Annotated in this window: 22 protein-coding genes and 1 tRNA gene; 11 read left to right on the forward strand and 12 right to left on the reverse strand. The window is 32.5% G+C overall.

Features of this window, described 5'->3' with window-relative positions:
• Positions 1-93: 93 nt before the first annotated feature.
• On the reverse strand, positions 94-1,029 hold the full coding sequence (locus ACEWL1_RS00095; protein WP_409231255.1) for a calcium/sodium antiporter: 936 nt from the start codon (positions 1,027-1,029) through the stop codon (positions 94-96).
• Positions 1,030-1,151: 122 nt separating this feature from the next.
• Here ACEWL1_RS00095 and ACEWL1_RS00100 point away from each other — a divergent pair, with 122 nt between their 5' ends.
• The 5 genes from ACEWL1_RS00100 (at position 1,152) to ACEWL1_RS00120 (ending at position 3,814) form a co-directional block, all read left to right on the forward strand.
• Positions 1,152-1,559, forward strand: coding sequence for a hypothetical protein (locus ACEWL1_RS00100; protein ID WP_409231256.1), 408 nt, complete (start codon positions 1,152-1,154; stop codon positions 1,557-1,559).
• Positions 1,560-1,603: 44 nt separating this feature from the next.
• Positions 1,604-1,756 (forward strand): SsrA-binding protein, encoded by a 153-nt coding sequence (locus ACEWL1_RS00105; protein WP_409231257.1) that lies wholly within the window; start codon positions 1,604-1,606, stop codon positions 1,754-1,756.
• Between the two features lie 12 nt (positions 1,757-1,768).
• Positions 1,769-1,999, forward strand: coding sequence for a putative signal transducing protein (locus ACEWL1_RS00110; RefSeq protein WP_409231258.1), 231 nt, complete (start codon positions 1,769-1,771; stop codon positions 1,997-1,999).
• Between the two features lie 44 nt (positions 2,000-2,043).
• Positions 2,044-2,117, forward strand: a tRNA-Arg gene (locus ACEWL1_RS00115).
• Between the two features lie 155 nt (positions 2,118-2,272).
• Positions 2,273-3,814: a M20/M25/M40 family metallo-hydrolase gene (locus ACEWL1_RS00120; protein ID WP_409231259.1), complete on the forward strand. Its 1,542-nt coding sequence runs from the start codon at positions 2,273-2,275 to the stop codon at positions 3,812-3,814.
• Positions 3,815-3,951: 137 nt separating this feature from the next.
• On the opposite strand, the gene ACEWL1_RS00125 is transcribed toward ACEWL1_RS00120, so the two are convergent.
• Genes ACEWL1_RS00125 through ACEWL1_RS00145 form a run of 5 tightly spaced genes read right to left on the reverse strand, consistent with a single transcriptional unit; the run spans position 3,952 to position 6,646 of the window.
• On the reverse strand, positions 3,952-4,224 hold the full coding sequence (locus tag ACEWL1_RS00125; RefSeq protein WP_409231260.1) for a hypothetical protein: 273 nt from the start codon (positions 4,222-4,224) through the stop codon (positions 3,952-3,954).
• A gap of 1 nt (position 4,225) precedes the next feature.
• Entirely contained in the window at positions 4,226-4,501 is a 276-nt protein-coding gene (locus ACEWL1_RS00130; RefSeq protein ID WP_409231261.1) for an ATP-dependent Clp protease adaptor ClpS, read from the reverse strand.
• Positions 4,502-4,520: 19 nt separating this feature from the next.
• Positions 4,521-5,357 (reverse strand): 50S ribosomal protein L11 methyltransferase, encoded by an 837-nt coding sequence (prmA, locus tag ACEWL1_RS00135; RefSeq protein WP_409231262.1) that lies wholly within the window; start codon positions 5,355-5,357, stop codon positions 4,521-4,523.
• Positions 5,357-6,115 (reverse strand): triose-phosphate isomerase, encoded by a 759-nt coding sequence (tpiA, locus tag ACEWL1_RS00140; RefSeq protein WP_409231263.1) that lies wholly within the window; start codon positions 6,113-6,115, stop codon positions 5,357-5,359. Before tpiA ends, prmA begins: the two co-directional genes overlap by 1 nt.
• Positions 6,116-6,151: 36 nt before the next feature.
• A complete protein-coding gene (locus ACEWL1_RS00145) occupies positions 6,152-6,646 on the reverse strand; it encodes a TlpA family protein disulfide reductase (RefSeq protein ID WP_409231264.1) in 495 nt (164 codons plus the stop codon).
• Positions 6,647-6,783: 137 nt separating this feature from the next.
• On the opposite strand from ACEWL1_RS00145, the gene pyrF reads away from it, so the two are divergent.
• Positions 6,784-7,608 carry an orotidine-5'-phosphate decarboxylase gene (gene pyrF / locus ACEWL1_RS00150; protein ID WP_409231265.1) on the forward strand — a complete coding sequence of 275 codons (825 nt, stop codon included), beginning with the start codon at positions 6,784-6,786 and terminating at the stop codon, positions 7,606-7,608.
• Here pyrF and ACEWL1_RS00155 read toward each other — a convergent pair.
• The 3 genes from ACEWL1_RS00155 to ACEWL1_RS00165 are packed head-to-tail and all read right to left on the reverse strand — an operon-like array spanning position 7,588 to position 8,547.
• Positions 7,588-7,773, reverse strand: a complete 186-nt coding sequence (locus ACEWL1_RS00155) for a Lacal_2735 family protein (RefSeq protein ID WP_347175181.1) — start codon at positions 7,771-7,773, stop codon at positions 7,588-7,590. The two genes, pyrF and ACEWL1_RS00155, sit on opposite strands and share 21 nt — an antisense overlap.
• Before the next feature lie 49 nt (positions 7,774-7,822).
• The gene (locus ACEWL1_RS00160) at positions 7,823-7,993 is read right to left on the reverse strand and encodes a DUF5522 domain-containing protein (RefSeq protein WP_409231266.1); all 171 of its coding nucleotides are present in this window, start codon (positions 7,991-7,993) and stop codon (positions 7,823-7,825) included.
• A 23-nt stretch (positions 7,994-8,016) separates the two neighbouring features.
• On the reverse strand, positions 8,017-8,547 hold the full coding sequence (locus ACEWL1_RS00165) for a DUF4136 domain-containing protein (protein ID WP_409231267.1): 531 nt from the start codon (positions 8,545-8,547) through the stop codon (positions 8,017-8,019).
• 142 nt (positions 8,548-8,689) lie between these two features.
• On the opposite strand from ACEWL1_RS00165, the gene ACEWL1_RS00170 reads away from it, so the two are divergent.
• The 5 genes from ACEWL1_RS00170 (at position 8,690) to ACEWL1_RS00190 (ending at position 14,273) form a co-directional block, all read left to right on the forward strand.
• The gene (locus tag ACEWL1_RS00170) at positions 8,690-12,124 is read left to right on the forward strand and encodes a methylmalonyl-CoA mutase family protein (protein ID WP_409231268.1); all 3,435 of its coding nucleotides are present in this window, start codon (positions 8,690-8,692) and stop codon (positions 12,122-12,124) included.
• Positions 12,125-12,222: 98 nt separating this feature from the next.
• A complete protein-coding gene (locus tag ACEWL1_RS00175; RefSeq protein ID WP_409231269.1) occupies positions 12,223-12,564 on the forward strand; it encodes a DUF3703 domain-containing protein in 342 nt (113 codons plus the stop codon).
• A 318-nt stretch (positions 12,565-12,882) separates the two neighbouring features.
• Positions 12,883-13,422: a sigma-70 family RNA polymerase sigma factor gene (locus ACEWL1_RS00180; RefSeq protein ID WP_409231270.1), complete on the forward strand. Its 540-nt coding sequence runs from the start codon at positions 12,883-12,885 to the stop codon at positions 13,420-13,422.
• Between the two features lie 45 nt (positions 13,423-13,467).
• On the forward strand, positions 13,468-14,061 hold the full coding sequence (gene merTP / locus ACEWL1_RS00185; protein ID WP_409231271.1) for a mercuric transport protein MerTP: 594 nt from the start codon (positions 13,468-13,470) through the stop codon (positions 14,059-14,061).
• A gap of 5 nt (positions 14,062-14,066) precedes the next feature.
• Positions 14,067-14,273, forward strand: coding sequence for a GDCCVxC domain-containing (seleno)protein (locus ACEWL1_RS00190; RefSeq protein WP_409231272.1), 207 nt, complete (start codon positions 14,067-14,069; stop codon positions 14,271-14,273).
• 29 nt (positions 14,274-14,302) lie between these two features.
• Here ACEWL1_RS00190 and ACEWL1_RS00195 read toward each other — a convergent pair whose 3' ends face one another.
• The 3 genes from ACEWL1_RS00195 to ACEWL1_RS00205 are packed head-to-tail and all read right to left on the reverse strand — an operon-like array spanning position 14,303 to position 20,088.
• Entirely contained in the window at positions 14,303-15,949 is a 1,647-nt protein-coding gene (locus ACEWL1_RS00195; RefSeq protein WP_409231273.1) for a M1 family metallopeptidase, read from the reverse strand.
• A gap of 21 nt (positions 15,950-15,970) precedes the next feature.
• Positions 15,971-17,527, reverse strand: a complete 1,557-nt coding sequence (locus ACEWL1_RS00200) for an amidohydrolase family protein (RefSeq protein ID WP_409231274.1) — start codon at positions 17,525-17,527, stop codon at positions 15,971-15,973.
• A gap of 35 nt (positions 17,528-17,562) precedes the next feature.
• On the reverse strand, positions 17,563-20,088 hold the full coding sequence (locus ACEWL1_RS00205; protein WP_409231275.1) for a M14 family zinc carboxypeptidase: 2,526 nt from the start codon (positions 20,086-20,088) through the stop codon (positions 17,563-17,565).
• Positions 20,089-20,135 lie beyond the last annotated feature (47 nt).

The following is a 20,135-nucleotide window of genomic DNA, read 5'->3' on the forward strand; positions in this document are numbered from 1 at the left end:
GTACAAAAAAATGCATTTAAAAATAAAATACCCCCAAAAAAAATAGGGGTAAAATTTTAAAATACGTGCTTTAGGTAAAAAAACCCTACTAAACTAACTTATTGTAGTAAAAATATAAATACCATATAATACTAAAAGAATAAAACCATCTTTCCAATCTAATCTTAATTTTCTTGGAAAAAACACCAATGGAAGAATTAAGAATGAAATGCCTAGCATCCAAAAAATATCATACTCTAACAAATCAACATCTTTTAATTCTATTGGAGTAATCATTGCTGTAATTCCAAGAACTGCTAAAATGTTAAAAATATTTGAACCAATTAAATTTCCAAGTGAAATTGCTTTCTCCTTTTTAAGTACAGCAACAATAGAGGCTGCTAATTCTGGAATACTAGTTCCTACAGAAACAACTGTAACACCTATGACACGTTCACTTACACCAAAATCTTTTGCTAAATCTACAGCTCCCTTTATTAATAGCTCTGACCCAGCCCACAATCCTACTCCACCAACAACAAAAAATAACGCTATCTTATATAGTGGTAACATTTCATCATCTTCTGGCATTTCATCAACAACTGCTTGTTTTTGAAAACGCAACAAATAAATTAAAAACAGTACTAAAAAAGAAAACATTATTATTCCTTCTGTAGCGTCTATCATTTTATCATTGTATAAAAAATAAAACAACAATACTGAAGCAATCATCATCACCGGCCAATCTGTTTTATAAAAACTTTTCTGAACATCAATCTTAGAAAGTATAATTGTAATTCCTAATACCAACGCCAGATTAGCGATATTAGAACCTACAACATTTCCTAAAGCTAAATCAGGAAAACCATTTAATGCTGATTTTATACTAACAATTAATTCTGGAGCAGAGGTTGCAAATGAAACCACGGTCATACCAATAACAATTTTTGGAATATTTAATTTTAATGACATTGCAACTGCAGCTTTTAACAGCCAGTTCCCTCCAAAAATCAATAAAATTAATCCTAAAATTATATATAAAAACTCCATGTATTTATTTTTCTACAAAGATAGTATAATTAGAATTTTTGAATGGTTTTCTCTTTATTTCATTTTTAAAAAATTACTTTTATCTTTTGTTTGTATTTGTCACAAAAACAGTTGTTATTTTTATGAAAAAACACAACTTTATATTACTTACTACTCTTCTTGTAATTGTTACATTTTTTACAAGTAATTACTCTGTTGCTCAAGAAAAGAAAAAATTTTTACAAACCAGATTTGATGGTTTTACCGAAACCATTACAAAATACTTTACAAGAGAAAAACTAACTAACTTAAAGAAGAATCTTAAAACACAAGGATTGCTTTTCTCGTTCAGCAACTTAAAATACAACAAACAAAAAGAAATCATTAAAATTACCATCAAAGTAAAAAACAGTAGAAGCAATTCTGAAGTAATTTTTTACAACAACGGTAAACCCGTTCCAGATATAAAAGTCGGAGAAGCAAACGGAATTGTAATTGCCGCTAAAAGTGCAGCACTAAAATTTACTTTTAATGATTCAAAATCAAACTAAAAAATGATTTTGATATAAACATCAAATGAAGTATATTTAAACAAATGAAAAAACAGCTTTTTAAAATAATCTCCAAAGTAAATAAAGTAGTTTTACCTTCATTTACTAAAAGACAGGTAGACATAAGCAAAGCTTCAAAGATACAATTAGCAATTATTGGTTGGCGCGCTTATGTAACTATCAATTCAAAAGATTAAAACAACATCAACATGGAAAAAGAACATATAAAAGTTTTCACAGGAACATCAATATTTGTAAATAGATTAAGCTACTTATTAGATCAAGAAAAAATCCCTAGCTTAATAAAAAATCATCACGAGTCTGCAAGGCTAGGCGGATTTGGTTTACCTATTGATAATATTGAATTGTTTATCTACAGTTCTGATTTAAAAAAAGCAACACCAATTATTGAAGAATTTAAAAAAGAAATAGCAGAATAGATTTTCAAAATTAAAAAATAGCAACTATATTTGCACCCGCTTACGGCCACGTGGCGCAACTGAATAGCGCACTTGATTACGGCTCAAGAGGTTATAGGTTTGAATCCTATCGTGGTCACTAAAAACGCATCAAAAATGATGCGTTTTTTTATTTATAACAATTCTGAATTTACTTTTCTGCATTAAATTTCGTTGTTTTTGCATACATTTATCAAAAATACTTGATAATCAACATCAAAAAACACTACAATTTATTAACTAAATTTTACACTTATGATTCGTAAACTATTAATTTTACCCGCATTATTTTTCATCTCTCTCTCCTTTGGCCAAGAGGTTTTTGATGCAAACACAATTGAAAAAATAAAAAAAGAAGGACTAAACAATTCTCAGGTCGAAAAAATAGCTTTTGAATTGATTGATAAAGCTGGGTCTCGCTTAACCAACTCTCAAGGATATAAAAGAGCCGCTAATTATGCTGTAAGCCAATTATCTAAATGGGGATTGAAAAACTCTAAAACAGAAGTTTGGGGTGAATTTGGAAAAGGATGGGAAATAGAAAAGAACTATGTAGCAATGACAAAGCCATACTATATGTCTTTTGTTGCTGTTCCAAAAGCATGGACAGAAGGAACAAATGGACCAATTTCTGGAAAAGTGATAATGGTTGACATTAAATCTGAAGCTGATTTTGCAAAATATAAAGGAAAATTAAAAGGAGCAATTGTACTTGTAAAAGCAAACGGAAGTCAGGCCCCAACTTTTGAAGCGGATGCAGTTCGCTTTAGCCATGAAGCACTAAATAAAATGGAAAAGCCTGCTGAACCGAGAACTAGAAACACGGGAAACAATGATGATATGGCAGCAAGAAGAGCTGCATGGATGAAAAGAAGAGCATTGACTCAAAAAATAGCAACTTTTCTTGTAAATGAAGGTGTTGCGCTACAGGTTACTGGAAAGAACGGAAGACACGGAACCTTGTTTACAAGTGGCGGTAGAGGTTATTTGAAAGATGCTCCAAAATCTATTAGCGAACTAGAAATGGTACCAGAACATGCAAATTTGATGGCGCGTTTAATTGAAAATGGAGTTGAAGTAGAAATTGAAGCAGAAGTAAAAACTTCTTTCAATTCTAAAAGTTTAAAAGGATACAACGTTATCGCTGAGATTCCTGGTACAGACAGAAATTTAAAAGCAGAAGTTGTAATGCTAGGTGCACATTTAGATTCTTGGCACGGTGCAACAGGTGCTACAGATAATGCTGCTGGTTCAATAGTAATGATGGAAGCTGTTCGTATTTTAAAAGCAGTTGGCGTATCACCAAAAAGAACCATTAGAATTGCACTTTGGGACGGAGAAGAGCAAGGCTTACATGGTTCTAGAAACTATGTGAAAAATCATTTTGGAGATCCAGCAACAAAGAAATTTACCAAAGAAAATGAAAAAGTAGCTGGTTATTTCAATATCGATAACGGAACAGGAAGAGTACGCGGAATTTATACGCAAGGAAATAAAGATGTCGTTCCAATTTTTAAAAGCTGGTTTACACCTTTTAGTGATATGATTGACAATACAACAGTTACAACAAATAATACTGGAGGAACAGATCACTTAGCTTTTGATGCTGTTGGCATTCCTGGCTTTCAATTTATTCAAGATCCTGTAGAATACAGATCAAGAACTCACCATACAAATGCAGATACTTATGAGCGCTTGGTTATGGACGACCTAAAACAAATGGCTGTAATTGTAGCTTCTTTTGTTTATAATACTGCACAAAGAGATCAAAAACTACCTCGAAAAACAATGAAATAAAATCATTTTTCTTACTTTAAGCAATAGTAAAACGCACCCTTTGGGTGCGTTTTTCGTAGTAAGAAGCCTAAAAATTTCTAATTAAAAAAGCTTTTTATAAAGCAATCGTAATACCTTATTTGCTTCTAAAAATTAAATTATTCAAAATATCTTCGTATTGCTACGCGATGTTCTGGAATACTTTTATCGTAATTTTCGATGACCGTTTCTAAAAGAACTGGTTTGTTTTTGCCAACATCTTTTTTTGAATTGTATTTAGAAATATACAAATTATATTTTTCGTTCTCTTTTTCAAAAATTAAAAAATGTTCTGGATTTAACTCGCTATAACAAATTTCATTCCCTTCAAAAACACCAGATTCATCCTTAAAAAAAGAATTGAAGTCGTAGTATAAAAATACATTTGTCATCTTAAACTAATTCTGCTGATAAACCAAGTTGTTGTAGCTTAGAACATCTTGGCTTTAAATCTTTATACTCACCTGTTTTTACAGTACATTTTCCCTTATAATGCACTAAAATAGAACATTGTTCTGCTTGCTCTAGCGTATGCTCACAGACATCAATTAAAGATTCTATTACATGATCGAACGTATTTACATCATCATTAAACAACACTATTTCATGTTGATTTACTTCCTTTTCTAGAACATCTACTTCTTCTTGTATTTTCTCTTTTGTGCTCATTTTAAAAATAAATATACAATTACTCTTTTAAATATTTTAGTGAAACCCAATTATTTCTTTCAATTGTTTTTTGCAACTGCAAACCAAATTTAGAAACTTCTGCATCAAGGGTCGGAATATCTTCCTTGTAAAAACCACTCAATAATAAGATTCCGTTTTCGTTTAAACATTTAGTATATGTTTCCATATCATTCAACAAAATATTTCTGTTGATGTTTGCAATGATAACATCATAGTTCTGAGTTGTTAATAAACTTGCATCTCCTTCATAAAACGAAATATGCTTGCATTTATTTCTTTCAGCATTTTCGACGGAGTTAATGTAGCACCAATTATCAATATCAATTCCGTCAATTGGTTTTGCGCCTTTCATTTCAGCAAAAATTGCTAAAATTCCAGTTCCACAACCCATATCAAGCGTTTTTTTATTTTCTAAATCTAATGCTAACAAATGCTGAATCATCATGTGTGTTGTTTCATGATGACCTGTTCCAAAACTCATTTTTGGCTCAATAACAATATCGTATTTTAGTTTTTTATCTTCATGAAAAGGTGCGCGAACACTTACCAAGTCATCAACCTGAATCGCTTCAAAATTCTTTTCCCATTCGCTGTTCCAATTGGTTTGCGCTACTTCATTTTTATCAAAAGTGATAGAAAACTCATCAGATTTTAACACAGCAATAGCGTCTAAAATATCGGCATTCCATTCTTCTTTTTGAATATAAGCAGTTACGCCGTTTTCATTTTCAACAAAACTTTCAAATCCAGCAAAGCCTAATTCTGCAATTAAAATTTCTGTTCCAGTTGCTGTTGGCTCAACAACAAAATTATATTCTATATAAATATGATCCATTAAATCGCTTTAATAATTTTAGTAAAATCTTCTACATTTAAAGATGCTCCGCCAATTAAACCACCATCTACATCTTGTTTAGAAAATATTTCATTTGCATTAGAAGGTTTTACGCTTCCGCCGTATAAAATCGATGTATTATCGGCAACACTTGTATTGTATTTTTCTTGAAGTAATTTTCTGATAAAAGCATGCATTTCTTGTGCTTGTTCTGGTGATGCAGTTTCTCCTGTGCCAATTGCCCAAACTGGCTCGTACGCCAACACAATCTGATTCCAAGCTATAGCTTCTAAATGAAACAATCCGTGTTCTAATTGATTTTGTACAACTTTAAAATGATTGTCCAATTTTCTATCTTCCAATTGCTCTCCAAAACAAAAAATGACTTCCATATCATTTTGAATTGCTTGATTTACTTTTTTCGCAAGGAGTTCATCTGTTTCACCAAATATTGATCTTCTTTCAGAGTGACCAATAATAACGGTTTCTACGCCAATATTTTTTAACATATCAGCAGAAATTTCGCCAGTAAAAGCGCCATTATTTTCTTGATGCATGTTTTGAGCAACAACTTCTATGTTGGATTTTTTAGCTTTTTTAATTGCACTGGTTAAGTTTACAAATGTTGGCGAAACTAGCACTCTTGTGTTTGCTAAAGGAAGTCTTTTTATTGCTTTTCTGATTCCTTTTACCAAACTTTTTGTCTCCTCAACATCATTATTCATTTTCCAATTACCTGCAACAATTTTACTTCTCATGGATACTATTTTACTGTTAAACGCTGCAAAAATACGTTATTTTTTTAAGGCTTCAACTATGCTTTTATCGGTAATCTTTTTTGCTTTAAACAAATCTAAAGTCCCGTTTTCGTTTACTACCAAGTATCTCGGAACCCAATTAGAATTTAAAAAATCACCGAATGCACTATTCAATCCATTTTTCAGAAAATAATGATCTCCTTGAAGTTCGTATTTATCAATAGCTTTTTTCCAACTAAAAACACTTCTGTTTGTAGAAAGAAAAACATATTTTACAGTTGGGTTGTTTTTTTGAAACTCTTTTAAATTGGGAAAACCAACTACACAATCTCTACACCAAGAAGCCCAAACATTTATGAGTATTTTTTGCCCTTTATGTTTTGTTAAGATTTCTTTAAATTGAATCGATTTATTATTGATGTCAAAAAAAGAATCTTTCAATGCTTCATCTGTAAAATTCGTTGGAGATTTGAGGTTACATCCGGCTAGAATTAAAGATAAAAGCAAAAATAAAGTGATTTTTTTAATCATGATTATTAGTTTGTTACTTGGTCAATACTTAAGTAATATTCTTACAAGAAATGATTGTAAAAACACTTTTACATTAAAAACAAATATAGATAAACTATCAAAATTAAGTACCTTTGCTAAACTTTATTACTGTTTGAATGACAACAAAGCAACTTATTGAGCAAATTCATCTAAAAAAATCATTTTTATGTATTGGTTTAGATGTTGATATCACTAAAATACCTCAACATTTATTACAAGAAGAAGATCCCATTTTTGCATTTAACAAAGCAATTATTGACGCCACGCATCATTTGTGTGTAGCTTACAAACCAAACACTGCTTTTTATGAAGCATACGGAATCAAAGGTTGGCTATCACTAGAAAAAACAATTCAATACATCAATAAAAAGTATCCAGAAATTTTTACAATTGCAGATGCAAAACGTGGTGATATTGGCAATACATCTAGCATGTACGCAAAAGCTTTTTTTGAAGATTTAGCATTTGATTCTGTTACGGTTGCGCCGTATATGGGAAAAGATTCGGTTGAACCATTTTTAGCTTTTAAAGACAAATACACTATTTTATTAGCGTTGACTTCTAACGAAGGTGCTTTCGATTTTCAAACAAAATTGGTAAATGAAAAAGAATTGTATAAAGAGGTTTTAGAAGCCTCTACATCTTGGGAAAACTCAGAAAACCTAATGTATGTTGTTGGTGCAACAAAAGCTGAATACTTTAAAGAAATAAGAAAGATTGTTCCGAATAGTTTTTTATTAGTTCCTGGTGTTGGTGCTCAAGGCGGAAATCTACAAGACGTTTGTAAATACGGTATGTCAGATTCGGTTGGCTTATTAATAAATTCTTCTCGTGGAATTATTTATGCTTCAAATGATGAAAATTTTGCAAATTCGGCGATGCATAAAGCGAGTGAATTACAAGAAGAAATGGAAATAATTTTAAGAAATTTCTTTGTTTAAATAGTTAATCCTATTTAATTTACCACGGATTTTCATGGCTTTATAAGCAGCTCTATCGCTTTTAATTTCATCAACATGTCTATAATCGCTAGATTTTTCTAGCAATCTGCGATATCTATCTTCTAGATGTTTTCTATATTGTAGCAGTTGACTTAAGCGTGACATTTTAAATTTTATATTTATAAATATACACAAATAATTGAAATCTAAAAAATTATTTTGTTTTAAAGCTATCTGTCTTTTTATCGTAACCGTACGGACAATGCTTACAACCACTTTTACAGCAATAACCCCTTTTTAAATGATACTTTTCTGTAAATACTCGATAACCTTCTTCGTTAAAATAAAAGTCATCGGATTCTAATTCAATTCGAGGTTTAAACATGTAGCAAAATTAGCATTTAATTTTTACTTCTTTTTCTCTGGTGGATATTTACTCATAATTTCTTTTACAAATGTTTGAATCCTCTCTGCTTTCTTTGCGCCTGTTTTTGCGCCTAATGCTCCAGATCCAATTCCTTGCCAAATTAATTTTTTGTTTTCTACATCAATAAAATCAATAAACAAAGTTCCTGCTGTTTGTTTTGTTACTCGAAGTCTTTCTCTTCCATAATAATACGATGGATACCAATACCCATAAGGATAATTTACTCTAGAATCTACTTGGATATTTTTTCTTGACTTTGCAAAAATACTCACCAACATGTCTGGATTCTCTGATTTCTTAAATCCTTTTGCAAGTAATTCCACTTCAATTGCTTTTAATATTCTACGCTTATCAATATCAGAAATTTTTGCTTTGTCTATTCCTGTTTTGTAGAAGGCAAATGTTTTATAACTCTTAAAATCTGTTTTTGAATCAAAATCTGTAACCACCCTTACACTACTACACGAAACAAAAAAAGAAGTTATTAGAAATAATATTGTAAGTTTTTTCATTGGAATATATTTAAAGTTATCAAAAGAGAATAAGCAAAAAACATACCAAAACAACTATCTAAATTTTAAAAATTAGCAAAGAATCAAATTATTTTTTAAGAATTCCGTAAATTGCGCTCGCAAAAAACTAGATACACTACGAATGGAACAAATAGCACCTTATAAACCAATACATAAAGTAAGAATTGTAACCGCAGCATCATTATTTGATGGACACGACGCAGCAATAAATATTATGAGACGAATTATTCAATCTACTGGCGTAGAAGTAATTCATTTAGGTCATGATAGAAGTGTTGAAGAAGTTGTAAACTGCGCCATACAAGAAGATGCAAATGCTATTGCAATGACTTCATATCAAGGCGGACATAACGAGTATTTTAAATACATGTACGACTTACTAAAAGAAAAAGGCGCTGAACATATTAAAATCTTTGGCGGCGGTGGCGGTGTAATTCTACCTGAAGAAATCAAGGAATTGATGGATTACGGAATTACACGAATTTATGCTCCTGATGATGGTCGCGAATTAGGTTTACAAGGAATGATAAATGACTTGGTAAAACAATCTGATTATGCTATCGGTGATGTTTTGAAAGTTGACCTAAACGATTTAGCCAAAAAAGATGTAGGTAGTATTGCCAGAATTATTTCTTCTGCAGAAAACTTTCCTGAAGTTGCTAAAGATACTTTAGATGCAATCCACATAAAAAATAAAGATTCTAAAACCCCGGTTTTAGGAATTACAGGAACTGGTGGCGCAGGAAAATCTTCATTAGTAGATGAATTGGTTCGTCGGTTTTTAATTGATTTTCCAGAAAAAACAGTCGGATTGATTTCTGTTGATCCATCAAAAAGAAAAACTGGAGGCGCACTTTTAGGAGACCGTATTCGCATGAATGCCATCAACGATTCTAGAGTGTATATGCGTTCGTTAGCAACGCGTCAATCTAATTTAGCCTTATCAAAATATGTCAATGAAGCGATTGAAGTTTTAAAAGCCGCTGAGTTTGATTTAATCATTTTAGAAACCTCTGGAATTGGACAATCCGACACAGAAATTATAGAACATTCTGATACTTCTTTATATGTGATGACTCCAGAATTTGGAGCTGCAACACAATTAGAAAAAATCGATATGTTAGATTTTGCTGATTTAGTTGCCATCAATAAGTTTGATAAACGTGGTGCTTTAGATGCCATTCGCGATGTAAAAAAACAATACATGCGCAACAATCATTTATGGGATGTTCATATGGATGACATGCCTATATTTGGAACCATCGCTTCACAGTTTAACGATCCAGGAATGAATACGTTGTACAAACGTATTATGGATACATTGGTTGAAAAAACTGGAGTTGATTTAAAAACCAACATGGAGATCACCAAAGAAATGTCTGAAAAAATCTTTGTGATTCCGCCAAGTAGAGTTCGTTATTTATCAGAAATATCTGAAAGCAATAGAGCTTATGACAAAAAAGTAGATGATCAAGTTGTGGTTGCTCAAAAATTATATGGAATTTATCAAACGATAGAATCAATTACAAATTCGTCTGTAGAAATTATAAAAACTGGACTGAATGAAGATGAGATACTCTCTCTTGATTCCGCTCGAGATGACAAAGAATTTATTAAGCTACTTTTAGCACAGTTCGAGAAAGTAAAACTAAACTTCGATCCTTTAAACTGGGAAATCATTTTAAACTGGAAAGAGAAAGTACAGAAGTATAAAAACCCAATGTACACCTTTAAAGTTCGTGGAAAAGAAATCAATATAGAAACACACAGCGAATCGCTTTCACATTCGAAAATACCTAAGATTAGTTTACCAAAATATGAAGCTTGGGGCGATTTATTACGTTGGAATTTACAAGAAAACGTTCCAGGAGAGTTTCCTTTTGCATCAGGATTGTATCCGTTTAAAAGAACTGGAGAAGACCCAACAAGAATGTTTGCAGGAGAAGGAGGGCCAGAAAGAACCAACAGACGTTTCCATTATGTGAGTTTAGGAATGGATGCAAAGCGTTTATCAACGGCTTTTGATTCGGTTACTTTATACGGAAATGATCCTGGCGTTAGACCAGATATTTACGGTAAAATTGGTAATGCAGGAGTTTCAATTTGCTGTTTAGATGATGCTAAGAAATTATATTCTGGTTTTGATTTAAGTCACGCAATGACTTCTGTTTCGATGACGATTAACGGACCAGCGCCGATGTTGTTAGGTTTCTTTATGAATGCAGCCATTGATCAGAATTGTGAGAAATATATTAAAGAGCACAAGTTAGAAAAACAAGTAGAAGCGAAATTTAAAGAGATTTACGATTCAAAAGGATTAGACAGACCAGTTTATCAAGGAGATTTACCTGAAGGAAACAACGGATTAGGTTTGATGTTATTAGGTTTAACTGGTGACATGATTTTACCTGCGGATGTGTATCAACAAATAAAAACGGAAACGTTAAGTCAAGTTAGAGGAACAGTACAAGCAGATATTTTAAAAGAAGATCAAGCACAAAATACCTGTATTTTTTCTACAGAATTTGCGTTGCGATTGATGGGCGATGTACAAGAATATTTTATAGAAAAGCAAGTGCGTAACTTTTATTCGGTTTCTATTTCTGGATATCATATTGCAGAAGCTGGCGCAAACCCAATTACACAATTAGCGTTGACTTTATCAAACGGATTTACCTATGTAGAATATTATTTATCGAGAGGTATGGACATTAATAAATTCGGACCGAATTTATCGTTCTTTTTCTCAAACGGAATTGACCCAGAATATTCTGTAATTGGTAGAGTTGCTCGTAAGATTTGGGCAAAAGCCATGAAATATAAATACGGAGCAAATCCGAGAGCACAAATGTTAAAGTATCACATTCAAACTTCTGGACGTTCTCTACACGCGCAGGAAATTGATTTTAATGATATCCGTACAACATTACAAGCGCTGTATGCAATTAATGACAACTGTAATTCTTTACACACCAATGCCTACGATGAAGCGATTACAACACCGACTGAAGAATCTGTTCGTAGAGCGATGGCAATTCAGTTAATCATCAACAAAGAATTGGGATTGACGAAGAATGAAAATCCGATTCAAGGAGCATTTATTATTGAAGAATTGACTGATTTAGTAGAAGAAGCTGTTTTAACAGAATTTGATAGAATTACCGAACGTGGCGGTGTTTTAGGTGCAATGGAAACGATGTATCAACGTTCTAAAATACAAGAAGAAAGTTTGTACTACGAAACGTTGAAACACAATGGAGAATTTCCAATTATTGGTGTAAATACCTTTTTGAGTTCTAAAGGTTCTCCGACAGTACAACCTGCGGAAGTAATTAGAGCAACTGAAGAGGAAAAACAATATCAAATACAGACGAAAGAGTTATTGAACAAAGCAAATCCTAATAAAGTTGTAACGCAATTGGCAATTTTACAAGAAGCTGCCATTAAAAATGAAAACTTATTTGACAAACTAATGGAAGCAACCAAGTTTTGTTCTTTAGGACAAATTACGGAAGCGTTGTTTAAAGTTGGTGGGCAATATAGAAGGAATATGTAAAAGGCAATGCCTTTTGATAATTTAAAAATCCGATAGTTTACTATCGGATTTTTTTTGCGTCTATTTTATTTTTTTGAAGTCTATTGTTTAAAAACAATATGTCAACTCCACTTTTAAAAACCGAATTCTACAAACAACTCCAATTAGGAAAAGAAGCGTTAAAACTGAAAGATAATGCAATTGCTTTTTATCATTTTGAGAATGCGCACATTTTAGGACAAAAACATGTTTGGCGACATACAATTAGTCATTATTGGATGTTTGTATTCGGAATAAAAACCAACAATGGTAAAGAAATGATTGGACAAGTTTTAAGAATGATTGCTTCATTGCTATTTACAATCATTTGGGTTCCACTTGGAAACACTGGAGGCACAAATATTTCTCCCATCAAGCCAATTCCTGTCAGAAAAGAATTAACAAAATATTTCTCTAAATAACTGCATCTTTTTTGTACCTTTTTTGTCTATTAAGTGAATTTAAAACATACTATCATGAAAAATAAAAATGAATGTACTTGTAATTGCGAAGGTTGCAAAACAGGAAGTTGTTCTAATTGCACTTGCGAAAATTGTTCTTGTAACAATTGTAATTGTTAATTTAAAATAATGTCATTGCGAGGAAGTATGACGTGGCAATCTCATCAATTTGAAAGATTGCTTCAATCGTACCTCTTTCGCAATGACATTTTAAGACACAACATTTGATGATGAGAACCTGAAACAAGTTCAGCTTTTTCGAATTATAAATAATTCTCAATGACTACACAGCAAGTTTGGACCACCTATTCTGAAGATTTAAAAAGATTTATCATCAGCAAAGTAAAAGATGTTGCTATTGCTGATGATATTTTACAAGATACTTTTATTAAAATCCACACGAAATTACACACGTTAAAAGACATTAAGAAACTAAAAGCTTGGTGCTTTACTGTTGCACGGAATTCCATTTTAGATTATTGGAAATCTACCAATCAAACTTTTGAAATTGCTAATTTTGAAGCTGAAACAATTTTAGCAGAAGACGAGCATACAGAAAAAGATTGTTTGCGTGGTATTTTACAAAGCTTGCCAAAAAAATATAGAGATCCAATCTTTTTATCAGATATTAAAGGGTTGAAACAACAAGAAGTTGCCGATCAATTAAAACAAAGTTTACCAACAACAAAATCTCAAATTCAGCGTGCTCGAAAATTAATTGCACAAGGTTTTATGGATTGTTGTGGTTATGTTTTAAATGATGATGGAAAGCTCGTTGGCGAGCTTCAAGAGAAAGAAGATTGTAAAGTCTGTGATTAATAATACTCTTAACTTAATATAGTTTTGATATTTAAAAGTTAAAAAATGAAACGTGAGAACAAATTAATCGGCGCAGGTTTGTTAACTGCAATTACAGCTTCATTATGTTGTATTACGCCAGTTTTAGCTCTAATCGCAGGAACAAGCGGAATTGCCTCAACATTTTCTTGGATAGAACCTTTTAGACCTTATCTAATCGGATTGACAATTTTAGTTCTTGGTTTTGCCTGGTATCAAAAACTAAAACTTCGAAAAGAAATTAACTGCGAATGTGAGGCAGAAAAAAAACCAAAATTTATGCAGTCAAAAACCATTTTAGGTATTATAACTGTATTTTCAATTGTGATGTTGGCTTTCCCATACTATTCTGGAATTTTTTATCCAAACACAAAAAAGCAACTCATTGTAGTTGACAAATCAAACATTAAAACAACGGAATTTAAAATCAGTGGAATGACTTGTGCGAGTTGTGAAGTTCATGTTCATCACGAAGTAAATAAACTCAACGGAATTGTAGACTCAAAAGCGTCCTACGAAAATGGGAATGCAATCATTGCATTTGACAAAACCAAAACCAATGAAGAAGAGATAGAAAAAGTAATAAATTTAACAGGATATAAAGTAATAGATAAAAAATAAAAGGAATGGAAATTCAATTAAAATCAGAAATTACTTGTCCAAAATGCGGGCATAAAAAAGTAGAAGATATGCCAACTACCGCTTGTCAGTTTTTTTACGAATGTGAAAGTTGTAAAACAGTTCTAAAACCAAAAGAAGGAGATTGCTGTGTATTTTGCTCTTACGGGACTATTCCTTGCCCTCCAATACAAGAGAACAAGATCTGCTGCTAATAAAAATATTTTTTTACCTAATTAGTTTTTTATTTCTTCTTAAAATCCACCGTTTTTAACACCCACAAATTGGGATCAACCACAATGTTTTTTGGCTCAGAAGTTACTTTTAGTTGAAAGCTATTTGACTTTCCTTTGATTTGAATAACCTCTACTTGTTTTTTGTTATTTCCAAAATCGATTTCAATTTCTAGCGGCATTTCAAAAATGCTTCCATCTTTTTGTACTTGATTTAATGCTACTGTTATTTCACTTTTTCTTTTATTGTACTTCCAGTTTCCTTTTAAATTTAAAGTTCCTGGTTTATACAACCATTGTTCAAAAAAAACGGTTAAATCTCTTCCTGAAACTTCTTCCATCACGCGTTTAAAATCAGCTGTAGTCGCATTTAAATCTTGGTGTTCTTTATAATATGTTTTTATGCCTTTCCAAAAAGTATCCGTTCCAATCATTCCACGCAACATGTGTAAAATCCAACTTCCCTTTTGATACGTTTGAGAACTCGTCACATCTTTCATGTCTTTTAAATTGTCATGAATAATGGTGTATTTTGGGTTCTTTTGATAAAAATCATCTACTCTTATCTGACTCGATTTTAATCCCTCTACAAATTCATCACGTCCGTATTCATGCTCAATAAACAACAATGTAAAATAGGTTGCAAAACCTTCACTCAACCAGATATCATCCCAATCATATTCTGTCACAGCATTCCCAAACCATTGATGTGCAATTTCATGAATCACAACATTTCTCCAACGTGTATTTCGATCTCCTTTTACAGAACTGGCGCTATACAAAATTGCCGATGCTGCTTCCATTCCTCCACTTACACTATTCGATTGAATGTTTGCTAATTTCTCGTATGAAAACGGCCCAACATATTCGCTATAAAATTCTAAGGTTTTTTTTGTTGGAATAGCAAAATCATAAAAACCAGCATCTCTATCTTGTTTAAAAACCCAAGTCTGAATTGATTTTCCATCAAACTCATCCACATATTGCACCGCAAAATCTGCAGCTCCCAATACATACAACCAAGAAGCGATTGGTACAGATTGTTTCCAATGCGTAAGGCGTTTATTATCGTCTAAATTTGTTTCTTCAATTTTCAACCCATTTGAAACGATCTGATAATGATCTGGCGCAGTTATGATAAACTCACACATTGCTTTATCTGAAGGATGATCTACAGTTGCCAACCAATGACGTCCACGATTTGGCCAATTGTCACTAAAAAAAGTACGATCTCCGTGCATATTATCAGCAATCTTTAAACCATTTGCAGGAATTCCTTTGTATTGAATTTGAATTTTTGTTCGTTGATTTTTCTTAGAAGGTTCTGACAAATGAATAAATAGTTCATCATTGTTATGCGTAAATTTTAATGCGTTTCCATTAGATGAAACACTACTCACCATCATTCCTTTGTTACCAAGTTTACTGGATGCGTTTATCAAATCCAATCTCATTTTTTTAACATCTTTACCAACAAAACGAACATCTACCGTAAGGTCAACAACAATTTCATCTGTAGTATCAGACAATTCGATTTTAAAAATGTAATTGATGACATCAATATTTGGGTTCTTTGGATAGCCATCATTTACAGGAGTTGCATTTGTAAAAAACACAAAGCAAAGTAATAGTAAACTATTTTTTATAACTGCTCTCATATTGTTTGGTTTGAAATGTGCTTAATTTTTGATTCCTGGCTGTTTTAATTTCCAATTGGTTTTAGCTTTTTCTACATCTACCATTTTCTTAACATCAGCTAATAATCGCTTTGCATCGTATATGATTCCGTCTTTAATCGTGTATTTAACACCACCAACTCGAACTACCTCATTGTCTTCAGTTAACTTAATTGCTCCTGTTCCGTAAAGTACTTTTAAGTTTACCAACGGATTTTCTTCAACAATTACAAAATCTGCTAACTTCCCTATTTGTACAGAACCTATTTTATCTTCCCAACCCAATGCTTCTGCTCCATTTAAAGTAGCAGCTCTAATTATTTCTAACGGATGAAATCCTGCTTCACGTAATAATTCAAGTTCTCTTGCATACGCAAAACCATACAATTGATATATAAATCCTGAATCTGTACCAACTGTAACTCGACCTCCTCTATTTTTATATTCATTAACAAAGGTCATCCAAAGTCTATAATTTTCTTTCCATTGCACTTCTTGTTCTGTTCCCCAATAATGCCAATAACTTCCATGACTTATTTTACTTGGTTCGTAAAATTTCCATAGAGGAGGTAAGGTATAATCTTCGTGCCATTCTGCTCTACGAGCGCGTTGTAGATCTCTACTTGCTTCGTAAATATTAAACGTTGGATCTAGCGTAAAGTCTAAACTCAACAATTCATCCATAACATTATTCCAATGTTCTGAATACGGTTTTGCAGCTTGCGCCCACAATTTACCAGCTTGTTCAAAACGATGTTGTTCATTTTGATAATTATAATCTGCCGGATAATTTTGAACCGTTTTATCATTAAACAACGCTTCTGGCAATCCATACCAATGTTCCATAGAGTTCATTCCTGCTCTTGCAGAATGCAATACATTCCAACGTGAAACACTTAATTGTGCATGATGCGCTGTAGATTTTAATCCTAATCTTTTATTTTCTTTGATGGCAGCATCCATAATTTCTGGCTCTGCACCAAAAAATTTAATTCCGTCTGCGCCATTTTTCGCATTCATTCGAACCCAAGCAATTGCCTCATCTGGAGTTGTAATTGGTTTTTTAGCACCAGAACCAAAACCTGTATATTCAAAAATTCTAGGAGCAACAATTGTATTTGCTGCACTTTGTTTTTTTAATCCGATTGCATTTCGTCCACTTGGTTGTCTAACAGAAGTTATTCCGTGAGCCATCCAAAGTTTAAAAACATATTCTGGACTTGCTCCTTGAGCAGCACCTCCAATATGTCCGTGCATGTCTATAAAACCTGGTAATAAATACATGCCATTTGCATCCAATTCTTTTCCTCCTCGTTTTAATTTTGGCCTTCTACTTTCATTGATTTTTACTCCTGGATAACCTACAATTTGCATGCTTACAATTTTGTTGTCTTCTACAACAATATCCATCGGTCCACGAGGAGGAGAACCGTCACCATTTATCAACATTACACCTCTAATAATTAACTGTGAATAAGGACCATCGCCCAAATATTCTTTTTGTGAAAATCCTTGCAAGCTAAAAATGAAAGCAAAAATTAGAATTAGTTTTTTAGTCATGATAATACACTTAAGTTGGTTAGTTTTTTTTGATTTTAAAATTGATTTCCAAAAAACAATGCGTTTAAAAACAATTTATTTGTTCCGTACCAAGCACCTCTAAAATTAGGATTATCAGCAAACATAACTGCTCTACCTCTACCAATTGGGCTAACAATTAATGATGCTGATGGTTTTATAAAAGTATCAATATTCTTTTTGGTGATAAATCCATCTATATGTGGATTTTCAGAATACTTTGCAATTGTTGCATACTGATTTTTACTTGGCGCTAAAAACACCATATTATTTTTATACACTGGCATTTTAGCAGAACGATATCCAAAACCTAAAGGATGCGTAACATCTAAATCTACTTCTAAAATAATTCCGCCAATTCTATCTCTACCTCTATTTTCTCCGGCATCCACATACGGTAATCTTTTCGTTTCAACTATTTCTTTTGATTTCGGTTTTGGCTTCTTTGTAAAACTTTCTTTGACCATTTTTTTGTCTATCAACCATTTAGATCCGCCAGCAATAGTAACAATGGTATTTCCTTTAGACGTCCATGTTTTTAGTTTTTGTCTTTGCACAGAATCCAATTCAGCATAACTTCCAGAGACGATAACTAAGGTATTGTACTTATCCAAATTTGCTCTTCCAAAGCTGTTCATTCTAATTTTTGTGATTGGCATATCTACTCTTGTATCTAACAAATGCCAAACTTCTCCTGCCTCTAAAGAATTTACGCCTTCTCCAATCAACATGGCAACTTTTGGCTTGCTCAACGCTCTAAAATTATTTGAGCCTAAATCAATTCCTTTAATGCTATAACCACTATTTGTTCCGAAAATTGGAACATTGTATTTGGCTTGTGCATCAGACACAATTTGATACACTTCTGCACTTGTTTTTTTCTGTTTACTAATCGGAATTAATAAACTTCCGTAGTTAAAACTTTTATTTCCGTCTGATGTGTTTATCGTAAAAGGTTTGAATGCCGAAGCAACTGTTAATCCTTTAGATTGCATATAATACAAGGCTGCTGGCGTATTATAATCGTCCCAATCAATTATATACGCGTAGTTTGCTCTTAGGATTTTTGCGTTATTTACAATTCCGTCTGCAGATGTAATTTCTGTTCCTAAACGTACAGATTTCAATCCTTTGTATTTCATATTATAGAAATTGGCAACACTCCAAGCCGATGCATCATAATACACACTATCGCTATATTTAGAATACGTTTCGAACATGGTTTGCACCATTCTGTGTTGTGGTTGCTTTAGCGGAACCACAAATTTCTCTCCTTTTTTATATACTTTAATTTTGTGCGATAATAGTTGCTCTACAAATGCTTTATTACGGTTCTTATCAAAAGCATCTCCAAATTCATATCCTGCAAAACCCGTTTTTGCTTTTTGAGTCATTGCAGATTTGAAAAATGTTTGTTGGTATTTTCTTAAAAACGCTTTATTCTCAACCGCTGCTTTTATGGTTGCAAAACCAGAAGTGTATTGGTTTCTGATTGTAAACGCAAAAGTAATTTTCCCATAATCTGTATCTTGTACATGTCCGCGAGAACTTGCTTGTTCAAACAACAATGCCAAACCACCTTGTAAATCTGGATACGAAGAACCATAACCAGGATAGGTTCCGTCAAACGATTCTTTGGTATAATAAAAAGAACCTATTTTATCCAACGCAGATGAAAAATACGGCGCAAATAAATTATTTAAATCTTCGTAATTTTCTTTTGGCATAATAGGATCTAAAGAACCAATTGGTTTCATTGGCTCAAAAAAGTGATTGCTATTGGTTCCCATTTCATGAAAATCTGTCACCACATTTGGATACCAACTGTGCATCCATTTTAATTTCCCTTGACTTTCTGGATGAACTCCCAATAACCAATCTCTGTTTAAATCAAACCAATAATGATTTGTTCTTCCTCTTGGCCAAGCTTCGTTGTGTTCTGCATCTGTATTGTCAGAAACTAATTGTTTTGCTTTGAATTGATTTGCCCATTGTGTATGTCGGTCTCTTCCGTCTGGATTGATCGTTGGATCAATAAAAATGACAGATTTATTTAAGTAATTTGTTACTTCAGCATTGTTTGATGCAACCAACGTATAAGCCGTTAATAATGCTGCTTCAGAACTCGATGGTTCATTTCCGTGAACATTGTATCCTAATTGAATAAAAACAGGAACTTCATCGTAGTTTTTTGGACTCAAACTCGGATTTACAAATTGTAAATGTTGTTGTTTTATGGATGCTAAGTTTGATAAATTACTTTTAGTAGAAATGGTGAGCATCACCAACTTTCTGTTTTCGTGTGTTTTTCCGTACACTTCTATGGTAGCTCTGTCTGATACTTCTGCGAGTTTATAAAAATACGCAACGATTTGATCGTGTCGAGTGTGTTGTTCTCCGATTGGATAACCCAGAAATTCTTCAGGAGTTGGAATGACTTTATTAAAAGGCGCTTTATCTTTAAAAAAATAATCTTGCGCTTGAGCTGCGCTACTTATGATTAAAGAAAAAAATAGTAAAAAAACAGGTTTGGTAAGTTTCATTAGATTGGTTGTTTAAATAATCAAACCTAAAAGTAAGAATAATTCAC

Source organism: Polaribacter gochangensis, assembly GCF_046224025.1.
Taxonomy (GTDB): Bacteria; Bacteroidota; Bacteroidia; order Flavobacteriales; family Flavobacteriaceae; genus Polaribacter; species Polaribacter gochangensis.

Excerpts from the sequence above, each read along its gene's own strand:
- ACEWL1_RS00095 (WP_409231255.1), bottom strand. The coding sequence starts at position 1,029 with ATGGAGTTTTTATATATAATTTTAGGATTAATTTTATTGATTTTTGGA.
- ACEWL1_RS00100 (WP_409231256.1), top strand. The coding sequence starts at position 1,152 with ATGAAAAAACACAACTTTATATTACTTACTACTCTTCTTGTAATTGTT.
- ACEWL1_RS00105 (WP_409231257.1), top strand. The coding sequence starts at position 1,604 with ATGAAAAAACAGCTTTTTAAAATAATCTCCAAAGTAAATAAAGTAGTT.
- ACEWL1_RS00110 (WP_409231258.1), top strand. The coding sequence starts at position 1,769 with ATGGAAAAAGAACATATAAAAGTTTTCACAGGAACATCAATATTTGTA.
- ACEWL1_RS00120 (WP_409231259.1), top strand. The coding sequence starts at position 2,273 with ATGATTCGTAAACTATTAATTTTACCCGCATTATTTTTCATCTCTCTC.
- ACEWL1_RS00125 (WP_409231260.1), bottom strand. The coding sequence starts at position 4,224 with ATGACAAATGTATTTTTATACTACGACTTCAATTCTTTTTTTAAGGAT.
- ACEWL1_RS00130 (WP_409231261.1), bottom strand. The coding sequence starts at position 4,501 with ATGAGCACAAAAGAGAAAATACAAGAAGAAGTAGATGTTCTAGAAAAG.
- prmA (WP_409231262.1), bottom strand. The coding sequence starts at position 5,357 with ATGGATCATATTTATATAGAATATAATTTTGTTGTTGAGCCAACAGCA.
- tpiA (WP_409231263.1), bottom strand. The coding sequence starts at position 6,115 with ATGAGAAGTAAAATTGTTGCAGGTAATTGGAAAATGAATAATGATGTT.
- ACEWL1_RS00145 (WP_409231264.1), bottom strand. The coding sequence starts at position 6,646 with ATGATTAAAAAAATCACTTTATTTTTGCTTTTATCTTTAATTCTAGCC.
- pyrF (WP_409231265.1), top strand. The coding sequence starts at position 6,784 with ATGACAACAAAGCAACTTATTGAGCAAATTCATCTAAAAAAATCATTT.
- ACEWL1_RS00155 (WP_347175181.1), bottom strand. The coding sequence starts at position 7,773 with ATGTCACGCTTAAGTCAACTGCTACAATATAGAAAACATCTAGAAGAT.
- ACEWL1_RS00160 (WP_409231266.1), bottom strand. The coding sequence starts at position 7,993 with ATGTTTAAACCTCGAATTGAATTAGAATCCGATGACTTTTATTTTAAC.
- ACEWL1_RS00165 (WP_409231267.1), bottom strand. The coding sequence starts at position 8,547 with ATGAAAAAACTTACAATATTATTTCTAATAACTTCTTTTTTTGTTTCG.
- ACEWL1_RS00170 (WP_409231268.1), top strand. The coding sequence starts at position 8,690 with ATGGAACAAATAGCACCTTATAAACCAATACATAAAGTAAGAATTGTA.
- ACEWL1_RS00175 (WP_409231269.1), top strand. The coding sequence starts at position 12,223 with ATGTCAACTCCACTTTTAAAAACCGAATTCTACAAACAACTCCAATTA.
- ACEWL1_RS00180 (WP_409231270.1), top strand. The coding sequence starts at position 12,883 with ATGACTACACAGCAAGTTTGGACCACCTATTCTGAAGATTTAAAAAGA.
- merTP (WP_409231271.1), top strand. The coding sequence starts at position 13,468 with ATGAAACGTGAGAACAAATTAATCGGCGCAGGTTTGTTAACTGCAATT.
- ACEWL1_RS00190 (WP_409231272.1), top strand. The coding sequence starts at position 14,067 with ATGGAAATTCAATTAAAATCAGAAATTACTTGTCCAAAATGCGGGCAT.
- ACEWL1_RS00195 (WP_409231273.1), bottom strand. The coding sequence starts at position 15,949 with ATGAGAGCAGTTATAAAAAATAGTTTACTATTACTTTGCTTTGTGTTT.
- ACEWL1_RS00200 (WP_409231274.1), bottom strand. The coding sequence starts at position 17,527 with ATGACTAAAAAACTAATTCTAATTTTTGCTTTCATTTTTAGCTTGCAA.
- ACEWL1_RS00205 (WP_409231275.1), bottom strand. The coding sequence starts at position 20,088 with ATGAAACTTACCAAACCTGTTTTTTTACTATTTTTTTCTTTAATCATA.